The sequence below is a fragment of the Pseudomonas sp. Eth.TT006 genome, assembly GCF_054456575.1.
This window is the reverse complement of record NZ_JBTJEN010000018.1, coordinates 35,284-58,419: the sequence shown is the minus strand read 5'-3', so window position 1 is coordinate 58,419 and position 23,136 is coordinate 35,284. Positions and strand designations below refer to the sequence as shown.

The 23,136-nt window shown below is 59.4% G+C and carries 18 protein-coding genes and 1 tRNA gene; 16 read left to right on the top strand and 3 right to left on the bottom strand.

From position 1 onward, the window contains the following. The first annotated feature begins 65 nt into the window (after positions 1-65). The 7 genes from apaG (at position 66) to ACXR0M_RS23740 (ending at position 8,147) form a co-directional block, all read left to right on the top strand. On the top strand, positions 66-446 hold the full coding sequence (gene apaG, locus ACXR0M_RS23770; protein WP_458834098.1) for a Co2+/Mg2+ efflux protein ApaG: 381 nt from the start codon (positions 66-68) through the stop codon (positions 444-446). After that, positions 446-1,327: a symmetrical bis(5'-nucleosyl)-tetraphosphatase gene (locus ACXR0M_RS23765; protein WP_458834097.1), complete on the top strand. Its 882-nt coding sequence runs from the start codon at positions 446-448 to the stop codon at positions 1,325-1,327. The genes apaG and ACXR0M_RS23765 overlap by 1 nt, the downstream gene beginning before the upstream one ends. A 33-nt stretch (positions 1,328-1,360) precedes the next feature. After that, entirely contained in the window at positions 1,361-1,690 is a 330-nt protein-coding gene (gene glpE / locus ACXR0M_RS23760; protein WP_458834096.1) for a thiosulfate sulfurtransferase GlpE, read from the top strand. A 293-nt stretch (positions 1,691-1,983) separates the two neighbouring features. Continuing rightward, positions 1,984-3,906 carry a PrkA family serine protein kinase gene (locus tag ACXR0M_RS23755; RefSeq protein WP_434766918.1) on the top strand — a complete coding sequence of 641 codons (1,923 nt, stop codon included), beginning with the start codon at positions 1,984-1,986 and terminating at the stop codon, positions 3,904-3,906. Between the two features lie 117 nt (positions 3,907-4,023). Next, positions 4,024-5,295 carry a YeaH/YhbH family protein gene (locus tag ACXR0M_RS23750; protein WP_458834095.1) on the top strand — a complete coding sequence of 424 codons (1,272 nt, stop codon included), beginning with the start codon at positions 4,024-4,026 and terminating at the stop codon, positions 5,293-5,295. Next, positions 5,292-6,854 (top strand): SpoVR family protein, encoded by a 1,563-nt coding sequence (locus ACXR0M_RS23745; RefSeq protein WP_458834094.1) that lies wholly within the window; start codon positions 5,292-5,294, stop codon positions 6,852-6,854. Before ACXR0M_RS23750 ends, ACXR0M_RS23745 begins: the two co-directional genes overlap by 4 nt. 63 nt (positions 6,855-6,917) lie before the next feature. Continuing rightward, entirely contained in the window at positions 6,918-8,147 is a 1,230-nt protein-coding gene (locus ACXR0M_RS23740) for a multifunctional CCA addition/repair protein (protein WP_458834093.1), read from the top strand. 85 nt (positions 8,148-8,232) lie between these two features. Here the strand turns inward: ACXR0M_RS23740 and folK are convergent, their stop codons facing one another. Beyond that, positions 8,233-8,751: a 2-amino-4-hydroxy-6-hydroxymethyldihydropteridine diphosphokinase gene (folK, locus tag ACXR0M_RS23735; protein ID WP_458834092.1), complete on the bottom strand. Its 519-nt coding sequence runs from the start codon at positions 8,749-8,751 to the stop codon at positions 8,233-8,235. Then, positions 8,742-9,098, bottom strand: coding sequence for a dihydroneopterin aldolase (gene folB, locus ACXR0M_RS23730; protein WP_248740038.1), 357 nt, complete (start codon positions 9,096-9,098; stop codon positions 8,742-8,744). The genes folK and folB overlap by 10 nt, the downstream gene beginning before the upstream one ends. Before the next feature lie 74 nt (positions 9,099-9,172). Here folB and plsY point away from each other — a divergent pair, with 74 nt between their 5' ends. Continuing rightward, positions 9,173-9,742, top strand: a complete 570-nt coding sequence (plsY, locus tag ACXR0M_RS23725) for a glycerol-3-phosphate 1-O-acyltransferase PlsY (RefSeq protein WP_458834091.1) — start codon at positions 9,173-9,175, stop codon at positions 9,740-9,742. A 23-nt stretch (positions 9,743-9,765) separates the two neighbouring features. Here the strand turns inward: plsY and tsaD are convergent, their stop codons facing one another. Then, the gene (tsaD, locus tag ACXR0M_RS23720) at positions 9,766-10,791 is read right to left on the bottom strand and encodes a tRNA (adenosine(37)-N6)-threonylcarbamoyltransferase complex transferase subunit TsaD (protein ID WP_458834090.1); all 1,026 of its coding nucleotides are present in this window, start codon (positions 10,789-10,791) and stop codon (positions 9,766-9,768) included. A 199-nt stretch (positions 10,792-10,990) separates the two neighbouring features. On the opposite strand from tsaD, the gene rpsU reads away from it, so the two are divergent. The 8 genes from rpsU to ACXR0M_RS23680 all read left to right on the top strand — a co-directional run bounded on the left by rpsU (position 10,991) and on the right by ACXR0M_RS23680 (position 23,128). Further along, positions 10,991-11,206 carry a 30S ribosomal protein S21 gene (gene rpsU, locus ACXR0M_RS23715; RefSeq protein ID WP_002551877.1) on the top strand — a complete coding sequence of 72 codons (216 nt, stop codon included), beginning with the start codon at positions 10,991-10,993 and terminating at the stop codon, positions 11,204-11,206. 479 nt (positions 11,207-11,685) lie between these two features. Then, the gene (gene dnaG, locus ACXR0M_RS23710; protein WP_458834089.1) at positions 11,686-13,647 is read left to right on the top strand and encodes a DNA primase; all 1,962 of its coding nucleotides are present in this window, start codon (positions 11,686-11,688) and stop codon (positions 13,645-13,647) included. A 67-nt stretch (positions 13,648-13,714) separates the two neighbouring features. Then, complete coding sequence (gene rpoD, locus ACXR0M_RS23705) at positions 13,715-15,562, top strand: RNA polymerase sigma factor RpoD (RefSeq protein ID WP_458834088.1); 1,848 nt, start codon at positions 13,715-13,717, stop codon at positions 15,560-15,562. Between the two features lie 127 nt (positions 15,563-15,689). Beyond that, entirely contained in the window at positions 15,690-19,436 is a 3,747-nt protein-coding gene (locus ACXR0M_RS23700; RefSeq protein WP_458834087.1) for a bifunctional diguanylate cyclase/phosphodiesterase, read from the top strand. A 15-nt stretch (positions 19,437-19,451) separates the two neighbouring features. Further along, positions 19,452-19,528: transfer RNA gene (locus tag ACXR0M_RS23695), tRNA-Ile, on the top strand. Positions 19,529-19,896: 368 nt separating this feature from the next. Beyond that, positions 19,897-20,463, top strand: coding sequence for a PBECR2 nuclease fold domain-containing protein (locus ACXR0M_RS23690; RefSeq protein ID WP_458834086.1), 567 nt, complete (start codon positions 19,897-19,899; stop codon positions 20,461-20,463). 296 nt (positions 20,464-20,759) lie between these two features. Further along, positions 20,760-21,221 carry an Lrp/AsnC family transcriptional regulator gene (locus tag ACXR0M_RS23685; RefSeq protein ID WP_458834085.1) on the top strand — a complete coding sequence of 154 codons (462 nt, stop codon included), beginning with the start codon at positions 20,760-20,762 and terminating at the stop codon, positions 21,219-21,221. 224 nt (positions 21,222-21,445) lie between these two features. Beyond that, positions 21,446-23,128 carry a flavin monoamine oxidase family protein gene (locus tag ACXR0M_RS23680; protein ID WP_458834084.1) on the top strand — a complete coding sequence of 561 codons (1,683 nt, stop codon included), beginning with the start codon at positions 21,446-21,448 and terminating at the stop codon, positions 23,126-23,128. The last annotated feature ends 8 nt before the right edge of the window (positions 23,129-23,136 follow it).

Below are 23,136 nucleotides of genomic sequence, written 5' to 3'. Positions count from 1 at the left end.
ATACTTGCCTAGACTGATTCCCCATCAGCTACGCCCCGCGTTCCGCTTTGCTTAAGGCCTTTTGCATGTCCGATTCCCGTTATCAGGTCGATGTCAGTGTCGTCACCCGCTATCTGGCAGACCAATCGCAACCCGAAAATGACCGTTTCGCCTTCGCCTATACCATCACTGTGCAGAACAATGGCGAGCAGCCCGCACGCCTCATGTCGCGGCACTGGGTGATCACCGACGGTGACGGGCACGTCGAAGAGGTTCGCGGCGCCGGGGTCGTTGGTCAGCAACCACTGATCGAGGTGGGCAAAAGCCACACCTACAGCAGTGGCACAGTGATGACCACCAAGGTCGGCACCATGCAGGGCACCTACGAGATGGTCGCCACCGATGGCAAGCGTTTCGACGCGATCATCAAACCCTTCCGCCTCGCGGTACCCGGAGCTTTGCACTGATGACGACGTACGCCGTCGGCGACCTGCAAGGCTGCCTTGAACCGCTCAAATGCCTGCTCAAGCAAGTGGCATTCGACCCGGCGCTCGATCGGCTGTGGCTGGTCGGCGATCTGGTCAACCGTGGGCCGCAATCGCTGGAGACCCTGCGCTTTCTATATGGCATGCGCGAGTCGCTGGTCTGCGTCCTCGGCAATCACGATCTGCATCTGCTGGCGGCGGCCAAAAACATCGAGCGCCTGAAGAAGTCCGACACCCTGCGCGAGATTCTCGAAGCTCCGGACGCCGCCGAACTGCTCGAATGGCTGCGCCAGCAAAAACTCATGCACTATGACGAGCAACGCGATGTCGCCATGGTCCATGCCGGCATCCCGCCGCAGTGGTCCTTGCGCAAGGCCTTGAAGTGCGCCGCCGAAGCCGAAGCCGCCCTGCGTGACGACAACCTGTTTCCGCTGTACCTCGATGGCATGTACGGCAACGAGCCGGCGAAATGGGACAGCGATCTCACCGGCGTTACCCGCCTGCGCGTCATCACCAACTATTTCACCCGCATGCGCTTCTGCACCGCCGACGGCAAGCTCGACCTCAAGAGCAAGGAAGGCCTGGACAGCGCACCGCCGGGTTATAAACCGTGGTTCCAGCACAAAGAACGGAAAACCCGCGGCCTGCGCATCATTTTCGGCCACTGGGCGGCACTGGAAGGCGATGTCCGCGAGCCGGGCATCTCGGCGCTGGACACCGGTTGCGTCTGGGGCGGCAGCCTGACCCTGATGAACGTCGACAGCGGCGAGCGCGTGTCATGCAAATGCGATGAACACGGCGGACTTGCACCGACTGTCGCCCCCCTTATTCCCGAAACGTCGCCAGTCAGCGCTCCGCGTTAGACTGCGCACTCTGCCGAGCTACAGGAACCCGCCATGAGCGAATTCAAACGAATCCCCCCGGAACAGGCCCAGACCCTGCGCGAGCAAGGCGCCGTGGTGGTCGATGTACGTGATCCTGCCACTTTCGCCGCGCTGCATATCAGCGGCTCGAAGCATCTGGACAATCATTCCCTGCATGCCTTCATTCAAGGCGCGGACCTCGATGCACCGACCGTGGTGGTCTGCTATCACGGCAACTCCAGCCAGGGCGCTGCTGCTTATCTGGTCAGCCAGGGTTTCTCCAACGTCTACAGCATGGATGGCGGTTTCGAGCTGTGGCGTACGACTTATCCGGCGGAAACCGCGCAAGGCAGCGCCGAATAATTTTTTTGTCAGGCGCAGGCCCCGGCTGCCGTGGGCCTGCGCGTAGCAGACGAACGGTCTGCCACAACTAATTACGTATCTCGCCTTTACCTCCCGAATTCCCAACTATCCTTAAGCGCAGGCCATCCAAAACAGGGGAGAGCCGGTACACCGGCGCACGGGTCATCGGGAGTGACTTTCAAGGTTGTCGACCGCGAAAGTGTTCTGGGGGGTAACAAGCGGCCACCGCGGCTGCTTGCCAGCATCGACTGAGTGACCCGGCGTCGGCTCCACGTATCGAGCGAGGTGACGTCATGAGTATCTTTAGCCACTTCCAACAACGCTTCGAGTCCACACGCCAGGAAGAACTCTCGCTGCAGGAGTACCTGGAGCTGTGCAAAAAGGACCGCAGCGCCTACGTTTCCGCCGCCGAGCGTCTATTGATGGCCATCGGCGAACCCGAGCTGCTCGACACGTCGACCAACTCGCGGCTGTCGCGGATCTTCTCCAACAAGGTGATTCGGCGCTATCCGGCCTTTGAAGACTTCCACGGGATGGAAGAATGCATCGACCAGATCGTCTCGTATTTCCGCCATGCCGCCCAAGGCCTGGAAGAGAAGAAACAGATCCTCTATCTCCTCGGTCCCGTCGGTGGCGGTAAATCGTCCCTGGCCGAGAAGCTGAAACAGCTGATGGAAAAAGTGCCCTTCTACGCGATCAAGGGCTCGCCGGTCTTCGAATCCCCGCTGGGTCTGTTCAACGCCACCGAAGATGGCGCGATCCTCGAGGAAGACTTCGGCATTCCACGGCGCTATCTGAATACCATCATGTCGCCGTGGGCGACCAAACGTCTGGCCGAATTCGGCGGCGACATCAGCCAGTTCCGCGTGGTCAAGCTGTACCCGTCGATCCTCAACCAGATCGCCGTGGCCAAGACCGAACCGGGCGACGAGAACAACCAGGACATCTCGGCACTGGTGGGCAAGGTCGACATTCGCAAGCTCGAGGAATACCCACAGAACGACGCCGACGCCTACAGCTACTCCGGTGCACTGTGCCGAGCCAACCAGGGTCTGATGGAATTCGTCGAAATGTTCAAGGCACCGATCAAGGTGCTGCACCCATTGCTGACCGCCACTCAGGAAGGCAACTACAACAGTACAGAGGGCCTGGGGGCGATTCCGTTTACCGGGATCCTGCTCGCGCACTCCAACGAATCGGAGTGGCACACCTTCCGCAACAACAAGAACAACGAAGCCTTCATCGACCGGATCTACATCGTCAAAGTGCCGTACTGCCTGCGCGTCAGCGACGAGGTGAAAATCTACGACAAGCTGCTGTTCAACAGCTCCCTGTCCAAGGCCCACTGCGCGCCCGACACCCTGAAGATGCTGGCGCAATTCACCGTGCTGTCGCGCCTCAAGGAGCCGGAAAACTCCAATATCTATTCGAAGATGCGCGTCTACGACGGGGAAAACCTCAAGGACACCGATCCGAAAGCCAAGTCGATTCAGGAGTATCGTGATTCGGCAGGCGTCGATGAGGGCATGAACGGTCTGTCGACCCGCTTCGCGTTCAAGATCCTGTCCAAGGTGTTCAACTTCGACCCGCATGAAATTGCGGCCAACCCGGTGCACCTGCTGTATGTGCTGGAACAGCAGATCGAGCAGGAACAGTTCCAGGCCGAGACCCGCGAACGCTACCTGCGCTACCTCAAGGAATACCTGGCGCCGCGTTATATCGAATTCATCGGCAAGGAGATCCAGACCGCTTATCTCGAGTCTTACAGCGAGTACGGGCAAAACATCTTCGACCGCTACGTGCTGTATGCGGATTTCTGGATTCAGGATCAGGAATACCGCGATCCGGAAACCGGCGAGATCCTCAACCGCGTCGCGCTGAACGAAGAACTGGAGAAAATCGAAAAACCGGCCGGCATCAGCAATCCGAAGGATTTCCGCAACGAGATCGTCAACTTCGTCCTGCGTGCCCGGGCCAACAACAACGGCAAGAACCCGACCTGGCTCAGCTACGAAAAACTGCGGGTGGTCATCGAGAAGAAAATGTTCTCGAACACCGAAGACCTGCTGCCAGTCATCAGTTTCAATGCCAAGGCCAGCAAAGAGGATCAGCAAAAACACAACGACTTCGTCACACGCATGGTCGAGCGCGGCTACACCGACAAACAGGTACGCCTGCTGTCCGAATGGTACTTAAGGGTCCGCAAATCGCAATAAAGCAGCTACAAGCTTTTAGCGACAAGCTGCAAGAGAAGAGCGAAAACCGATCTCGACAACGGGAGCGCTTTCACTTGCAGCTTGAAGCTTATGACTTGAAGCTCCCCGGAGGGGCCTATGAGCTATGTGATCGACCGACGCCTTAATGGCAAGAACAAGAGCACGGTAAACCGCCAGCGTTTCCTGCGGCGTTACCGTGATCACATCAAGAAGGCCGTCGAAGAGGCGGTCAGCCGGCGTTCCATCACCGATATGGAGCACGGCGAGCAGATCAGCATTCCCGGTCGCGACATCGACGAACCGGTGCTTCACCACGGACGCGGCGGCAAGCAGACCGTGGTTCATCCCGGCAACAAGGAATTCACCGCCGGCGAACATATTGCCCGGCCACCGGGCGGTGGTGGCGGACGCGGGGCGGGCAAGGCCGGGAATTCCGGCGAAGGCATGGACGAGTTCGTCTTCCAGATTACCCAGGAAGAATTCCTCGAATTCATGTTCGAAGACCTCGAACTGCCCAATCTGGTCAAACGCAACCTGACCGGCACCGACACCTTCAAGACTGTGCGGGCGGGGATCAGTAATGAAGGCAACCCGTCGCGGATCAACATCATCCGCACCCTGCGCTCGGCGCATGCGCGACGCATCGCACTGTCCGGCAGCAGCCGCGCCAAATTGCGCGAAGCAAAAGAGGAACTGGCGCGACTCAAGCGCGAAGAGCCAGACAATTTCGGCGATATTCAGGAAATCGAAGCGGAAATCGAGCGACTCAGCGCGCGCATCCACCGCGTACCGTTCCTCGACACCTTTGACTTGAAATACAACCTTCTGGTGAAGCAGCCCAACCCCAGCTCGAAAGCGGTGATGTTCTGCCTGATGGATGTTTCCGGCTCCATGACCCAAGCCACCAAGGACATCGCCAAGCGCTTTTTCATCCTGCTGTACCTGTTCCTCAAGCGTAACTACGACAAGATCGATGTGGTATTCATCCGCCACCACACCAGCGCCCGGGAAGTGGACGAAGAAGAGTTTTTCTACTCGCGGGAAACCGGCGGCACCATCGTTTCCAGCGCCCTGAAACTGATGCAGGAGATCATGGCCGAGCGCTATCCAAGCAACGAGTGGAACATCTACGCCGCGCAAGCTTCTGACGGCGACAACTGGAACGACGACTCGCCGATCTGCCGCGACATCCTGATCAACCAGATCATGCCGTTTGTGCAGTACTACACTTATGTGGAGATCACCCCGCGCGAACACCAGGCCCTCTGGTACGAATACGAACGCATCGCCGACGCCTTTTCCGACACGTTTGCCCAGCAGCAGCTGGTCTCGGCCGGGGATATCTATCCGGTCTTCCGTGAACTCTTCCAGCGCAGGTTAGTGACATGACCGCCAAAGAGCAGAAACGCCAACCCATTTCCACCGGCTCCGAATGGACGTTCGAGCTGATCCAGGCCTACGACCGCGAGATTGCCCGGATTGCGGCCGGCTACGCCCTGGATACCTATCCCAACCAGATTGAAGTGATCACCGCCGAGCAGATGATGGACGCCTATGCCTCGGTGGGCATGCCGCTGGGTTACCACCACTGGTCTTACGGCAAGCACTTCCTCAGCACCGAGAAATCCTACAGCCGCGGGCAAATGGGGCTGGCCTACGAGATCGTGATCAACTCCGACCCTTGCATCGCCTACCTGATGGAAGAAAACACCATCTGCATGCAGGCGCTGGTGGTGGCTCACGCGTGCTACGGTCACAACAGTTTCTTCAAAGGCAACTACCTGTTCCGCACCTGGACCGACGCCAGCTCGATCATCGATTACCTGGTGTTCGCCAAGCAGTACATCATGCAATGCGAGGAGCGCCACGGCATCGATGCGGTGGAGGACTTGCTCGACTCCTGCCACGCGTTGATGAACTACGGCGTCGACCGCTACAAACGTCCGTATCCGATTTCCGCTGAAGAAGAACGCCGGCGGCAGAAGGATCGCGAAGAACACATGCAGAAGCAGATCAACGATCTGTGGCGCACCATCCCCAAAGGCGCGGACAAATACAGCGACAAGGACAACGCGCGTTTCCCGGCCGAGCCGCAGGAAAACATCCTGTATTTCATCGAGAAACACGCCCCGCTGCTGGAGCCGTGGCAGCGGGAAATCGTGCGCATCGTGCGCAAGATCGCCCAGTATTTCTATCCCCAACGCCAGACCCAGGTGATGAACGAAGGTTGGGCCACGTTCTGGCACTACACCTTGATGAACGATCTGTATGACGAAGGCCTGGTGACCGACGGCTTCATGATGGAATTCCTCACTTCGCATACCAGCGTGGTGTTCCAGCCAGGTTTCGACAGCCCTTACTACAGCGGGATCAACCCTTACGCACTGGGTTTCGCGATGTATCGCGACATCCGGCGCATCTGCGAAGAACCCACCGAGGAAGACCGTCGCTGGTTCCCGGACATCGCCGGTTCCGACTGGCTGTCGACCATCAAATTCGCCATGAGCAGCTTCAAGGACGAGAGTTTCATCCTGCAGTACCTGTCACCCAAAGTGATCCGCGACCTCAAGCTGTTCAGCATCCTCGATGACGACCAGAAGGATGACCTGCTGGTACCGGCGATCCACGACGAAACCGGTTACCGGATCATCCGCGAAACCCTGGCCGCGCAGTACAACCTGGGCAACCGCGAACCGAACGTGCAGATCTACAGCATCGATCGGCGCGGCGACCGCTCGCTGACCCTGCGTCACCAGCAGCACGACCGCAAACCCTTGGGCGATTCCACCGACGAGGTGCTGAAACATCTGCACCGGTTGTGGGGCTTCGATATTCACCTGGAAACCCTGCAGGGCGACCAGATCATGAAAACCCATCATGTACCGCCCCGCAGTGAACACAGCGAAGGAGATTACGGCAGGCTCGATCTGGCCGTGATTCATCTTTGAACTGGTTTTGACCTCCGAAAGTCCGGCGCAAGGGTTATCCTGTCGGGCCAACGGAGGTTTTTTATGCAGATTTACAAGGTCGGCGGCGCGGTACGTGATCGCCTGCTCGGGTTGCCGGTCACCGACATCGATTGGGTGGTGGTCGGCGCTACCGCTGAGGAAATGCTCGCCCAAGGCTTTCGCCCGGTCGGCGCGGATTTTCCGGTTTTTCTCCACCCGAAAACCGGCGAGGAGTACGCCCTCGCCCGCACCGAACGCAAAAGCGGTCGCGGTTATGGCGGTTTCACCTTTCACGCCAGCCCCGAAGTGACTCTTGAAGAAGACCTGATTCGCCGCGACCTGACGATCAACGCCATGGCCGAGGACGAGCAGCAGCACCTGACCGACCCCTATCACGGCCAACACGATCTCGAAAATCGCATACTGCGACACGTTTCCCCGGCGTTTGCCGAAGATCCGCTGCGGGTGTTGCGTGTTGCGCGCTTCGCCGCGCGTTATGCCGGACTGGGTTTCAGCGTCGCCCCAGAGACTCTGGAGTTGATGCGTCAGCTCAGCGAGTCCGGCGAACTGCAAGCCCTGACCGCCGAGCGCAGCTGGAAAGAAATCTCGCGGGCACTGATGGAAGATCAGCCTCAGGTATTCATCCAGGTCCTGCGTGACTGCGACGCCTTGAAGGTTCTGATGCCGGAAGTGGACGCTCTGTTTGGCGTACCGCAACCGGAGGCGCATCACCCGGAAATCGACAGTGGCATTCATACCCTGAGCGTGCTCGAACAAGCGGCGCTGCACAAACAACCACTGACGGTGCGCTGGGCCTGTCTGCTGCACGATCTCGGCAAAGGCCTGACACCCGAGGAAGAATGGCCTCGCCACATCGCCCACGAACACACAGGGCTGAAGCTGATCAAAGCGGTCAACGAACGTTTCAAGGCGCCGAAGGATTGCCAGGAACTGGCGCTGCTGGTCGGCCAGTACCACACCCATGGCCACCGAGCGCTGGAACTGAAGGCGTCGACCTTGCTGGAACTGCTGCAGAGCTTTGACGTGTATCGCCGCCCGCAACGGTTTGAGGAATTCATTGTGGCCTGCGAGATGGATGCGCGCGGGCGCAAGGGGCTGGAACAGCGCAGTTATCCACAGGCGGATTATCTGCGCGGCGCGGCCAATGTGGCGCGTGGCGTGGCGGTGCAGCCATTGCTGGAGAAGGGGTTTAAAGGCCCGGAGCTGGGCGAGGCGCTAAAGCGTGAGCGATTGAAAGCGCTGAAGACCTATAAAGACACGGCGTCAGCCTGAAAAGCTTCGCGAGCAAGCCCGCTCCCACAGGGGGAATGTATTCCAAAATGTGGGAGCGGGCTTGCTCGCGAAGGCGGCAGTCAACTCAATGAAGATCCGAAGGCGTGAGTTGCCGCCCTCGCCACTCGAACGCAACCGGCGCCAACACCTGATCAATCTGCGCCTCGGCCCATAACGTAGCGAAGCTTTTTCCCACCCCCGGATGCACCCGATCCGGCGCAATCAGCGATAGCGGCCACAGCACAAAGGCATTTTTCAGGATTTCCGCACGCGGCAGAATCAGACCGTCGAAGTTACCGGTCAGGTCGCCGTACAACAGCACGTCGATATCCAGCGGCAAACCCTTGCGGTCCGGGGCATAGCGACCGTTATCGGCCTCAATGAATTTCAGCCGTCGATCCAGCTCCATCAACGGCAGGTCGGTAAACGCCGAGACCACGAAGTTGTAGAACGGCCCGCTCTTGATCCCCACCGGCTGACTCTCGAATACCGCCGAACAGCGGATATCCACAAGGAACGTCGCCAAAGCATCGAGCCCGGCGCGCAAATGGGTTTCGCGCTCGATGTTGCTACCGAGCCCGAGGTACACCTGAGTCAGCGACATCCGCGCTCGATCTCCACGCCCACACCGCCCTTCGCTGCCGGCACGGCGCCAGGCTTGGTCAGCTTCAGGCGAACCCAGGTGATCTTGAACTCGGCCATCAATACTTCGACCAGACGCTCGGCAAAGGTCTCGACCAACTGGAACTGCGCTTGCTCGGCAAAGGCCTGGATGCGTGCGGACACGCTGGCGTAATCAAGCGCCAGGGTCAGGTCATCACCCGCCGCTGCCGGGCGGTTGTCCCAGGCGAAGCTCAGATCAAGACGCAGGCATTGTCGGATGCCGCGCTCCCAGTCGTAGGCACCGATCACGGTGTCGACTTCCAGGCCCTCGATAAACACTCTGTCCAAGCACTTTTCTCCGCTGCACGACAAGGGCGCAATGCGCCGTTAGAATCAGGGCGTCCTCGCCCGGAATGGTTAGCATGTTTTGGTTACTGGCGACTCTCGCCTACCTGCTCGGCTCTCTGTCCTTCGCCATTTTGCTCAGCCGCCTGACCGGAAATCCGGATCCGCGAATGAGTGGCTCGGGCAATGCCGGCGCCACCAACATGCTGCGCCTGGTCGGCCGCAAACTCGCGATCCTGACCCTGCTGGGTGATCTGTGCAAAGGCCTGCTGCCGGTGCTGATAGCAGCGGCTGCAGGCCTTTCGCTGCAGGATCAGGCCTGGATCGGCGTGTGCGCCGTGATCGGTCACCTGTTCCCGCTGTATTTCCGTTTTCGCGGCGGCAAAGGCGTCGCCACCGCTGCCGGCATGCTGCTGGGCCTGTATCCGCCCGCCGCACTGCTGGCCATGTGCGCCTGGCTGCTGACGTTCTACCTGACCCGCACCAGCTCGCTGGCGGCGCTGATCGCCACGCCCCTGACCCTGCCGTTGCTGGCCTGGCAGGAACCGGAGGCGCTGCTGCCGATGAGTGCGCTGACATTACTCATCGTCTGGCGCCACCGCGGCAATCTACGCGACCTGTTTGCCGGGCGCGAACGGCATTTTTAAATACCGTCCATGAGCCTCACTCATCACAGCGCCGACAACTGCTCCATCGGCCAGCGCGCCTGCACGCTGATCGCCAGACTTTCCTGCTGACCGGCCTGCAAACGCTGGCAACCGGCAAAGGCAATCATCGCGCCGTTGTCGGTGCAGAACTCGGGACGGGCATAGAACACATCGCCCTGCATGTCGCCGAGCATCTTCTCCAGCGAAACACGCAACGCCTTGTTGGCGCTGACGCCGCCGGCGATCACCAGACGCTTCATCCCGGCCTGTTTCAGGGCACGCTTGCACTTGATGGTCAAAGTCTCCACCACGGCTTGCTGGAACGCCAGCGCGATGTCGCAACGGGCTTGCTCGCCGTCGTCCCCGGCGCTGACGCATTGCTGCCAGGTGTTGAGCGCGAAGGTCTTCAAGCCGCTGAAGCTGAAATCCAGCCCCGGGCGATCACACATCGGACGCGGGAAAGTGAAACGTCCTGCAACGCCCTTCTCCGCCAGCTTGGCGATTTCCGGTCCGCCCGGGTAATTGAGGCCCATCATTTTCGCGGTTTTGTCGAACGCTTCGCCGGCCGCATCATCGAGGGTCTCGCCGAGCAGGCTGTATTGGCCGATGCCATCGACCTGAACCAGCTGCGTATGACCACCGGAAACCAACAAAGCGACGAACGGGAATTGCGGCGGTTTTGCCTCCAGCATCGGCGCCAGCAAGTGGCCTTCCATGTGGTGCACGCCGAGTGCCGGAATGCCCCAGGCAAACGCCAGCGCCTGGGCGCAGGAAGCACCGACCAGCAGCGCCCCGACCAGGCCGGGACCTGCGGTGTAGGCGATGGCGTCGATCTCGGTCGGCACACAGCCGGCTTCGGCCAACACCTGACGGATCAAGGGCAGCATGCGTTTGACGTGGTCACGCGAGGCCAGCTCCGGCACCACACCGCCATACACGCGATGCAGGTCGATCTGGCTGAACAGTGCGTCGGCCAGCAGACCACGTTCACTGTCGTATAATGCGACGCCGGTTTCGTCGCAAGAGGTTTCTAATCCCAGTACTAGCATGGGTTTGCGCCTTGTTTAGGCTGAATTCGAAGGCGCGCATAATAGTCGCCATGCGATGCCCCGACTAGCGGTTTTCGATCAGAGGCTTTGCATTCCGAGCGATGAGGGGTTAACATCCGCAACCCTTAAAAACCGACGTCTTCAAGTGCTCTTTTGCCGCGAGGATGTTGACCCCGGTAATGAATGAAGGTAGCTCTGGATGCCAGCCGTCAAAGTTAAAGAGAACGAACCCTTCGACGTAGCTCTGCGTCGTTTCAAGCGCTCCTGCGAAAAAGCCGGTGTACTGGCTGAAGTTCGTAGCCGCGAATTTTACGAGAAGCCAACTTCTGAGCGTAAGCGCAAAGCAGCAGCCGCTGTTAAGCGTCACGCCAAGAAAGTTCAGCGCGAACAGCGCCGCGCCGTTCGTCTGTACTAATACACAGACGTTCGTAGCAAGCTTCTTGCCTAAGCCCGGCCCTCAGCCGGGCTAATGGCATTTGCGTAAAACGCTTGATGCTTCACCGTCGACGCCGCACACGCGACCGAGACAAATCCGCCTCACGCGTCAGACCTGGCTCTTTTGCCAGCGGTGCACGTCTTTTCTGACGAGCCTTTCAAGGCTACTGACGAGCACACCCACTGATTCCTCTTACGACGATCAGCCCAAGGCACCTGCATGCGTGCCCGCTTTATTGAGCTATCCGAGGCCACTTACCGGCCGTCAGCGGACTCAGCGCAACATTTTCAAATGGTCGAAGACTGATAGGTACTAACGTCAGTGGATTTTCGGCAGATACACTTCCCGACAGCGATCACGCCTACGACAACGGTCGAGCCGCCTTTCATGCGCGCCTCACTCAAGACCTGTGTTCGGCCGACCTTCGCACCGGATTCATTACTGCACACGAGAACGCCATGGCCGGGCTGATTCCCCAGAGCTTTATTGACGACCTCCTGAACCGCACCGACATCGTCGACGTGGTCAGCTCGCGCGTGCAACTGAAAAAAGCCGGCAAGAACTACACCGCCTGCTGCCCGTTCCATAAAGAGAAAACCCCGTCGTTCAGCGTCAGCCCCGACAAGCAGTTCTATTACTGCTTCGGTTGCGGTGCCGGCGGTAACGCCCTGGGCTTTCTCATGGACCACGACAACCTGGACTTTCCCCAGGCCGTCGAGGACCTGGCCAAAGCCGCCGGGATGGAAATCCCCCGCGAAGAAAGCGGCCGGCCACACAAACCGCGACAGCCGACCGATTCGCCGCTGTACCCGCTGCTGAACGCCGCCGCCGACTTTTACCGGCAGGCGCTGAAGAGCCATCCCGCGCGCAAAGCCGCCGTGGATTATCTCAAGGGCCGCGGACTGACCGGCGAGATCGCCCGGGACTTCGGCCTCGGCTTCGCGCCGCCGGGCTGGGACAACCTGTTCAAGCACTTGAGCAGCGACACTCTGCAACAGAAGGCAATGATCGACGCAGGACTGCTGATCGAGAACGCCGAGACCGGCAAGCGCTATGACCGCTTCCGCGATCGCGTAATGTTCCCGATCCGCGATACCCGAGGGCGAATCATCGCGTTCGGTGGCCGGGTACTTGGCGACGATAAGCCTAAGTACCTGAACTCCCCGGAAACCCCGGTGTTCCATAAAGGCCAGGAACTGTATGGCTTGTATGAAGCCCGCAAAAACAACCGCAACCTCGACGAAATCATCGTCGTCGAGGGTTATATGGACGTCATCGCCCTCGCCCAGCAAGGCCTGCGCAATGCCGTCGCAACGCTGGGCACAGCGACCAGCGAAGAGCACTTGAAGCGCATTTTCCGCGTGGTGCCCAACGTTTTGTTCTGCTTCGACGGTGACCAGGCCGGCCGCAATGCCGCCTGGCGCGCACTGGAAGCGACCCTGCCGTGCCTGCAGGACGGGCGCCGCGCGCGTTTCCTGTTTCTGCCGGAAGGCGAAGACCCGGACACCCTGGTCCGCGCCGAAGGTACCGACGCGTTCAAGGCGCGGATCAATCAGCATGCGCAGCCGCTGGCGGACTATTTCTTCCAGCAACTGACTGAAGAGGCCGACCCACGATCGCTCGAGGGCAAGGCGCACATGGCCACGCTCGCCGCACCGCTGATCGATAAAGTGCCAGGGGCCAACCTGCGCATCCTGATGCGCCAGCGCCTGACCGAGATCACCGGCCTGAGCAGCGAAACCGTCAGTCAATTGGCCCAGAGCGCGCCACAGGAGGCGCCACCCGCCTACGATCCGGGCATCAATTACGACGCCATGCCGGATTACAGCGACTACCATCAGCCGCAGCCGGACATGTATGTGCCGCAGCAGGAGTGGACGCCGAAGAAACCCGGCGCCGGCGGCAAGAAATGGGACAAGAAGCCCTGGGACAAGAACGGCAAGCGTGGTGGCGATCGCGATCAGCAGCGCCCGCGCACACCGATCGGCGTCGAATCGCCGACTCTGACCGCCCTGCGCACCTTGCTGCATCACCCGCAACTGGCCGAGCGCGTCGAAGACGCCGGGCACATTGCCGACGAAAATCAGACCAACGCCCAGCTGCTTGTGGCATTGCTCGAAGCCGTACAGAAGAATCCCAAGCTAAACTCATTTCAGTTGATCGCGCGATGGCACGGCACTGAACAGGGTCGCCTGCTCAAGGCGCTGGCGGAAAAGGAGTGGCTGATTGACGGAGAAAACCTTGAACAACAGTTTTTCGACACCATTACTAGCTTGTCAGCCCGCCAACGCGAGCGAAATCTGGAACAGCTGCTCAGAAAAGCGCGTCAAAGCGAACTGAGCGCCGAAGAGAAAAATCAACTGCGCGACCTTTTAAGTCGCAATGTTTCCGCATCAAACCCGACCTCAACTGGCGCGTGAGGTCATAGCTCAGGTATAATCCTCGGCTTGTTTTTTGCCCGCCAAGACCTTCAGTGGATAGGGTGTTATGTCCGGAAAAGCGCAACAGCAGTCTCGTATTATTGAGTTGATCAAACTGGGTCGTGAGCAGAAGTATCTGACTTACGCCGAGGTCAACGACCACCTGCCCGAGGATATTTCAGATCCGGAGCAGGTGGAAGACATCATCCGCATGATCAACGACATGGGGATCCCCGTACACGAGAGTGCTCCGGATGCGGACGCCCTTATGTTGGCCGACGCCGATACCGACGAGGCCGCTGCGGAAGAAGCAGCCGCCGCGTTGGCCGCGGTGGAGACCGATATCGGTCGCACCACTGACCCGGTGCGCATGTACATGCGTGAAATGGGTACGGTCGAGCTTCTGACTCGTGAAGGCGAAATCGAAATCGCCAAACGTATCGAAGAAGGCATCCGTGAAGTGATGAGCGCTATTGCGCACTTCCCTGGCACGGTTGACCACATTCTCTCCGAGTACACTCGCGTCACCACCGAGGGCGGTCGCCTGTCCGACGTGCTGAGCGGTTACATCGACCCGGACGACGGTATTGCGCCGCCAGCCGCCGAAGTACCGCCGCCGATCGACGCGAAAGCCGCCAAGGCTGACGACGATACCGACGACGATGAAGCCGAATCTTCGGATGACGAAGAAGAAGCCGAAAGCGGTCCGGATCCGGTCATCGCTGCCCAGCGTTTTGGCGCTGTGGCCGATCAGATGGAAATCACCCGCAAGGCCCTGAAAAAGCACGGTCGTCACAACAAGGCAGCGGTTGCCGAGTTGCTGGCCCTGGCCGAGCTGTTCATGCCGATCAAACTGGTGCCGAAGCAATTCGAAGCCCTGGTCGAGCGTGTTCGCAGTGCCCTGGATCGTCTGCGTCAGCAAGAGCGCGCGATCATGCAGCTGTGCGTACGTGATGCACGTATGCCACGCGCCGATTTCCTGCGTCAGTTCCCGGGTAACGAAGTCGACGAAAGCTGGTCCGACGCCCTGGCCAAAGGCAAGAGCAAGTACGCCGAAGCCATTGGTCGCGTACAGCCGGACATCCTCCGTTGCCAGCAGAAGCTGATCGCGCTGGAAACCGAAACCGGTCTGACCATCGCTGAAATCAAGGACATCAACCGTCGCATGTCGATCGGTGAGGCCAAGGCCCGCCGCGCGAAGAAAGAGATGGTTGAAGCCAACTTGCGTCTGGTGATCTCGATCGCCAAGAAGTACACCAACCGCGGTCTGCAATTCCTCGATCTGATCCAGGAAGGCAACATCGGTCTGATGAAAGCGGTGGACAAGTTCGAATACCGTCGTGGTTACAAGTTCTCGACTTATGCCACCTGGTGGATCCGTCAGGCGATCACTCGCTCGATCGCCGACCAGGCCCGCACCATCCGTATTCCGGTGCACATGATCGAGACGATCAACAAGCTCAACCGCATTTCCCGGCAGATGCTGCAGGAAATGGGTCGCGAACCGACCCCGGAAGAGCTGGGCGAACGCATGGAAATGCCTGAGGACAAGATCCGCAAGGTATTGAAGATCGCTAAAGAGCCGATCTCCATGGAAACCCCGATCGGTGATGACGAAGACTCTCATCTGGGTGACTTCATCGAAGACTCGACCATGCAGTCGCCAATCGATGTGGCAACCGTTGAAAGCCTGAAAGAAGCGACCCGCGAAGTGCTGTCCGGCCTCACTGCCCGTGAAGCCAAGGTACTGCGCATGCGTTTCGGTATCGACATGAACACCGACCACACGCTCGAAGAAGTGGGCAAACAGTTTGACGTAACCCGTGAGCGGATCCGTCAGATCGAAGCCAAGGCGCTGCGCAAGCTGCGCCACCCGACGCGAAGCGAGCATCTGCGCTCCTTCCTCGACGAGTGATCCCAGAACCCCCGGCCCAGGCCGGGGGTTTTGTTTTTATGGCAGATTAAATCCCCCGCAACGCCCCTCCCCTGCATACCCCGTCTACACTCGAAACAATCAATCCCGTGCCCTGACCGAGACGGTTATGCCCAGACTGGCGCCCGTGCTTTTCTTGCTGTCACTGATAATCTGGACCGCAACGGCTGACGCGCTGACTCTGACCGATGAAGAACGTAGCTGGCTCGCGGCTCACCCGGACTTGCGTCTGGGTGTCGATGCCTCGTGGCCGCCCTTTGAGTTCCGCGACGAGCAGAATCGCTATCAAGGCCTGGCCGCTGATTACATCGAGGTGATCCGTCAACGCCTGGCGATCAAACTGACCCCGATCGAGCCGTCGAGCTGGACCGAGGTACTGGCTCAGGTGAAAACCGGCAAGATCGACCTGCTGCCGGGGATCATGTCCACGCCCGAACGCCAGAACTATTTGTCGTTCACCCGCCCCTACCTCGACTTCCCGATCGTGATCCTCTCCCACGTCGGCGGCGCGCAACCGCGGAAAATCGAGGACCTGTACGGCCTGAAGATCGCCGTGGTGGAAAACTATGCCCCCCACGAACTGCTGCGCACCCATCATCCCGACCTGAATCTGGTGGCCATGCCCAATGTCAGTTCGGCCCTGCAGGCGCTGGCGACCGACGAAGTCGATGCGGTGGTCGGTGACCTCGCGTCCAGCGTCTGGAGCCTGCGCCAGCTCAAGCTCGACGGCTTGTACGTCAGCGGCGAAACCCCATATCGATATCAGTTGGCCATGGGTGTGCCACGTGACAACAAGATGCTGGTGGGCATTCTGGATAAAGTCCTGGCGGACATGAGTCCGGAGGAAATCAGCAGCATTCAGGAGCACTGGGTCGGCAATGTCCTGGACCATCGGACCTTCTGGTCAGACCTGCTGATCTACGGCCTGCCGGGCCTGGTTTTGCTGATGATCATTCTGGCGGTGGTCATTCGCATCAACCGCCGCTTGAGCTCCGAGATCGCCCGGCGCGTCGACCTTGAACAGGAACTGCGCAGTAGCGAATACCACTACCGCGGCCTGGTGGAGAGTCTGTCGGCGATTGCCTGGGAAGCACGCATGAGCGACTTCACCTACAGCTATGTGTCGCCCCACGCCGAGGATCTGCTCGGTTATCCACAGGCGCACTGGCTGATCCCGGGGTTCTGGCGCAACATCATTCACCCGGCCGACCTGACCCGCGCTCAGGCCATTTGCGATGACGCGGTGCGCGAGGGACGCGATCACACCCTCGACTATCGGGTGATTACCGCAGACGGGCGCTGCCTTTGGGTACGCGACATCGTCAGCCTGATTGAACACGGGCATGAGCCAGTGATGCGCGGGCTGATGATCGACATCAGCGAAACCAAGCGCACCGAAGAAGCGCTGCGCCTGTCGGAGCAGAAGTTCGCGTCGGTATTCCAGCAATGCCCGGACATTCTGGTGATTGCGCGGCTGTCGGATGGCTGCCTGCTGGAGGTCAACGAAGCCTTTGAAGAACAGATCGGCCTCAAGGCCGAGGAAGTGATCGGCCAGACCGCTACCGAACTGAGCATCTGGGGCATTCCGGGAGTTGGTCCGGGGTTGTTGCAGCGTTTGCAGGCCGGCAGCATCCGCAACCTGGAAATGCCCTTTCGCCGCAACAATGGCCAGATGTTCACCGGCCTGATTTCCGCCGAACCGTTCGACCTCGACACCACTCCGGCGCTGGTCGTCGTGGTACGTGACATTTCCCAGCTCAAGGAAACCCAACAGCAACTGCAAACCTCGGAAGAGAAGTTCGCCAAGGCCTTCCATGCCTCGCCGGACGGTTTGCTGCTGTCACGTCAGAGCGATGGCCTGCTGCTGGAGGTTAACGAGGGTTTCAGCCGCATCACCGGGTTCAACAGCGCGATGTCAGTGGACCGCTCGGCCCTGGATCTGGGGATCTGGGTCAACCTCAACGAACGCAAACAGATGCTCGACCTGCTGCACCGGGATGGTTTCGTCCGCGACTTCACCTGCCATATCCGCCGCAGCGACGGGCAGATCCGCCTCTGCGAGGTGTCCAGTCGTCCGCTGCCAATCGGCGACGAAGACTGCATGCTGACCATCGCCCGGGACATCACCGAGCGCCATCTGATGCAGGAAAAACTGCAGCAGGCCGCTACGGTCTTTGAGAGTACCGCCGAAGGCGTGCTGATCACCGATACTCAGCAGCACATCAGCGCGGTCAATCGCGCCTTCACCGAAATCACCGGCTACAGCGAAAGCGAAGCCCTGGGCCACACCCCGCGCCTGCTCGCCTCGGGCCTGCATGACAGCGCGTTTTACGCAGCGATGTGGCATCAGTTGACCGACGAGGGGCACTGGCAGGGGGAGATTTCCAACCGGCGCAAGAATGGCGAGCTGTATCCGAGCTGGCTGACCATCAGCGCTGTGCGCAATCGCGACAAGTTCATCACCCATTTCGTCGCGGTGTTTGCCGATATTTCCAGCCTCAAGCACGCCCAGGCCAAGCTCGATTATCAGGCGCATCACGATCCGCTCACCGGCCTGCCGAATCGCACGCTGTTTGAGAGTCGCCTGCTCACCGCACTGAACAGCCAGCAGGAAAACGGCGGTCAGGGCGCGGTACTGTTTCTCGATCTCGACCGGTTCAAACACATCAACGACAGCCTTGGCCATCCGGTCGGCGACCTGCTGCTCAAGGGCATCGCGGTGCGGTTGAAGGAACAGCTACGCGACATTGACACCGTCGCACGCCTGGGCGGCGACGAATTCATCATCCTGCTGCCAGGCCTGCAACAGGCCAGCGACGCCGACCACATCGCCAGCAAATTGCTCAACTGCTTCGGCGCACCGTTCCAGGCCGGCGAACACGAGTTCTTCATCAGCGCCAGTATCGGCACCAGTCTGTACCCCCGCGACGGCTGCGATGTCGCCACCCTGGTAAAAAACGCCGACGCGGCGATGTACCGCTCCAAGGCCAAGGGCCGCAACCGCGTCGAAAGCTACACCCGCGACCTCACCGCCCAAGCCAGCGAACGTATTGCGCTGGAGCACGAGCTGCGCCGGGCCATCGAGCGCGACGAACTGTTCCTCTATTACCAACCGAAAATCAGCCTCGACGATCATCGTCTGGTGGGTGCCGAAGCATTGATTCGCTGGCGTCATCCGACCTTTGGCGATGTGCCGCCGGAGCATTTCATTCCGTTGGCCGAAGAAAACGGCATGATCCTGCAGATTGGCGATTGGGTACTGGAGACCGCCTGCCGGCAGATGTTCGAATGGAACCAGATCTACGACAGCCTCGGCCCGCTGTCGGTCAACCTCGCTGGAGCACAGTTGCGCCAGCCGAACCTGCTCGGACGCATCGAACAACTGCTCAGGGAAAACCATTTGCAGCCGGATTTACTGCAACTGGAAATTACCGAAAACTTCATCATGAGTCAGGCCGAAGAGGCTCTGGCGGTGCTGCATCAGCTCAAACACCTGGGCGTACAACTGGCAATCGACGACTTTGGCACCGGCTATTCCTCGCTCAGTTACCTCAAGCGCCTGCCGCTGGATATCCTCAAAATCGACCAGTCTTTTGTTCGCGGACTGCCCGATGACCCCCACGATGCGGCGATTGTCCGAGCGATCATCGCCCTGGGCCGCAGCATGCAATTCACCGTGATTGCCGAAGGCGTGGAAACCCAGGCGCAACAACAATTCCTCGCCGCCGAAGGCTGCGAACAGATCCAGGGCTACATCGTCAGCCTGCCCCTGCCCCCCGAAGAATTCGCCGCGACGTTTCTGCGTGTAACCGTATCGGATTATTCGGATAGCACAGCCGCCAAACCGTCGCTATAATCCGCGACCTACTGAGGGCCTATAGCTCAGTTGGTTAGAGCAGAGGACTCATAATCCTTTGGTCCACGGTTCAAGTCCGTGTGGGCCCACCAAACATCAAAAAGCCGTGCGAATGCGCGGCTTTTTATTGGGTGAATGGTTAGAGACTCAGCCTTGGCGAGCGCAATGCTCGAAACATTTTCCTGAAAGTTGTTTATCCGCTCAAAAGGGGTGGGGGGGGGACTTGGCGCATGTCAGGCGAAGGTTTGACGGGGCACCAAGAATCGCAGTCGCGACCCAAAGCAAGTTGCGCGAACCTCCGCCAGTCACCAATCAACCTACGCCACCGCACTTTTGCCGTACATATCCGCAACGACTGTAGGAATGTTCCGAATTCAAATTTTCCTCCCCTCCGCTGTCTTGTTGACCGTTTCTACAGACGAGTAATCTCCGGACGCCATTGCCCGTCCAGGATCGTTTTATGCTCGCGAATGCTGCGCCACTGATAAAGGAAGCAGCCGACCAGCCAACCTGGATCGACCTTGCCTTACCTGATTTGAGAATGTTATCGAGAGAGCTTCGGTCAGCCGCAATCGAGGAAGTAAAAAGAGCCGAGGACGCGGAAGGCGCCCTCAAAATCCTCTTGGATCACTTTGGGTTTGTCGACGACTCCTTGTTGGCGGTCACCATTCTCACGCCTATCGGGAACGTTGCGATCATGAGAGACAAACTGGCCCATATCGTCGAGAAACGTCCAGACTCCCGAGAGCGCTATGTTCGACATGCCATTGATACGCTGACAGGCCCTTTCGAAGTATGGAAAGTCCTTTACGATAATGGCGGATACCGAATGGCATTCATCAATGCCTATGAGGCAAAAAACGACATGCTGGTTGTGGTCGACGTGCGAAACGGGCATGTCCTCTGGAACTTCATGCACGCTCCGGCAAGAGCCATGAACAAGCACCGGCAAGGTGAGCTTCTGTACAAGCGATACATTCTTGAAGACAAAGAAAAGGGCAGCCATTTGGCTGCCCTTGATGTTTGAATCCCGATATTTGCACCCTCAGGAACTGGGGTGAAGAGGTCTCACCTTACACCGATGTTGCAGCATCGCTGAGGTACCTACGTCCGCTAATGCCCTGCAAGGCAGCAGATTTCGCGCTCTTGCGGGCATTTTTGATAAATGAGCCGGGCAAGTCAAATCAAATATCCGATGTATTGTTACCGCAGCGCGATCACGTCGGTGCCTGGGTGATACGTTTAAATGGCGCCCGCAAGCGCGTTGCCAATAGTGTCTGTAACATGCGCAACTCAACGCCTCTGCCCCCATGGAGCCACCCCTTGCCCGACACCCGCCCCCCCGCACTCGATGAAATCGACCGCCAACTGATCGCCGCCCTGCAGATCAACGCCCGCGAGAGCGTGGCCATGCTCGCTCGGCAGCTCGGGATCGCCCGCACCACCGTCACCTCTCGTCTGGCGCGGCTGGAAAAGGCCAAGGTGATCACCGGCTATGGCGTGCGTCTGGGGCAACGAGTGGTGGATGGCGGGTTGCAGGCTTATGTCGGGATCAAGGTGCAGCCGCGTTCCGGCAAGGATGTGTTGCGGCGCTTGAGTGCGATGGCGCAGGTGCAGCAGCTGTGTGCAGTGAGTGGCGAGTTTGATTATGTGGCGTGGTTGCGCACCGATTCGCCAGAACAGCTGGATCAGTTGCTGGATCAGATTGGCAGTGTCGATGGTGTGGAGAAGACCACGACGTCGATTATTTTGAGCAGCAAGATTGATCGGGGGCAGCCGGTCTAGGTTTTCCCACCGGGAATTCTTAGTTGAATGGAAAGGCCTCTTCGAGGGCAAGCCCGCTTCCAGAAGTGGTCGAATTGACGTTCAATATCGTCATTATGTTCAAACAAATAGCAAAACGACGACACTTTGCGTCTTATTAACGTATTCCGTGCTCCCTAGAATGGCTGGCATCTTTTCCTATACTCAGACGCGCATTCGGCGTCGGGTCGCCAGCAAGGTCAGCCATGAACAAGAACAATCGCCATCCTGCAGACGGTAAGAAACCAGTCACCATTTTCGGTCCGGACTTTCCCTTCGCGTTCGACGACTGGATTGAACACCCGGCCGGCCTCGGCAGCATTCCTGAACAGCACCACGGTGCCGAAGTGGCGATTGTCGGCGCTGGCATCGCTGGCCTGGTGGCCGCCTACGAGCTGATGAAGCTCGGCTTGAAACCGGTGGTTTACGAGGCGTCGAAGCTCGGCGGGCGCCTGCGCTCGCAAGCGTTCAACGGCACCGACGGCATTGTCGCAGAGCTGGGTGGCATGCGTTTCCCCGTGTCCTCCACCGCGTTCTATCACTACGTCGACAAGCTCGGCCTCGAAACCAAGCCCTTCCCCAACCCGCTGACGCCAGCCTCCGGCAGCACGGTGATCGATCTGGAAGGCAAAACCCATTACGCACAAAGCCTGAAGGATCTTCCTGCACTGTTCCAGGAAGTGGCTGACGCCTGGGCGGATGCATTGGAGGCCGGTTCCCAGTTCGCCGATATCCAGCAGGCGATCCGCGACCGCGATGTGCCTCGCCTCAAGGAGCTGTGGAACAAGCTTGTGCCGCTGTGGGATGACCGCACGTTCTACGACTTCGTGGCCACCTCCAAAGCCTTTGCCAAGCTGTCGTTCCATCACCGCGAAGTGTTTGGCCAGGTTGGCTTCGGCACGGGCGGCTGGGACTCGGACTTCCCCAACTCGATGCTGGAAATCTTCCGCGTGGTGATGACCAACTGCGACGACCATCAGCACCTGGTGGTCGGCGGCGTGGAACAAGTGCCGCAAGGCATCTGGCGCCATGTGCCGGAACGTTGCGTGCACTGGCCTGAAGGCACCAGCCTGAAATCCCTGCACCGTGGTGCGCCGCGTTCCGGCGTGAAAAAAATCGCCCACGCGCCGGACGGCCGCTTCGCCGTCACCGACAACAACGGCGACACCCGCGAATACGCTGCCGTGCTGACCACCTGCCAGAGCTGGCTGCTGACCACCCAGATCGAATGCGATGAAACCCTGTTCTCGCAGAAGATGTGGATGGCGCTGGACCGCACGCGCTACATGCAGTCCTCGAAGACCTTCGTGATGGTCGACCGCCCGTTCTGGAAGGACAAGGATCCGGAAACCGGCCGCGACCTGATGAGCATGACCCTCACCGATCGTCTGACCCGTGGCACCTATCTGTTCGACAACGGCGACGACAAGCCGGGGGTGATCTGCCTGTCGTACTCGTGGATGAGCGACGCGCTGAAGATGCTGCCGCACCCGGTGGAAAAACGTGTGGAACTGGCGTTGAACGCGTTGAAGAAGATTTACCCGAAAGTCGATATCGCCGCGCGGATCATCGGCGATCCAATCACCGTGTCGTGGGAAGCCGATCCGTACTTCCTCGGCGCATTCAAAGGCGCCCTGCCCGGCCACTATCGCTACAACCAGCGCATGTACGCGCACTTCATGCAGGACGACATGCCGGCCGAGCAGCGCGGAATTTTCATCGCCGGTGACGACGTATCGTGGACCCCGGCGTGGGTCGAAGGTGCGGTGCAGACTTCGCTTAACGCGGTGTGGGGGATCATGAAGCATTTCGGCGGTTCGACACATAAAGAGAACCCGGGACCGGGTGATGTGTTCAAAGACATCGGCCCTATCGCCCTGCCCGAGTAAGAGGAATC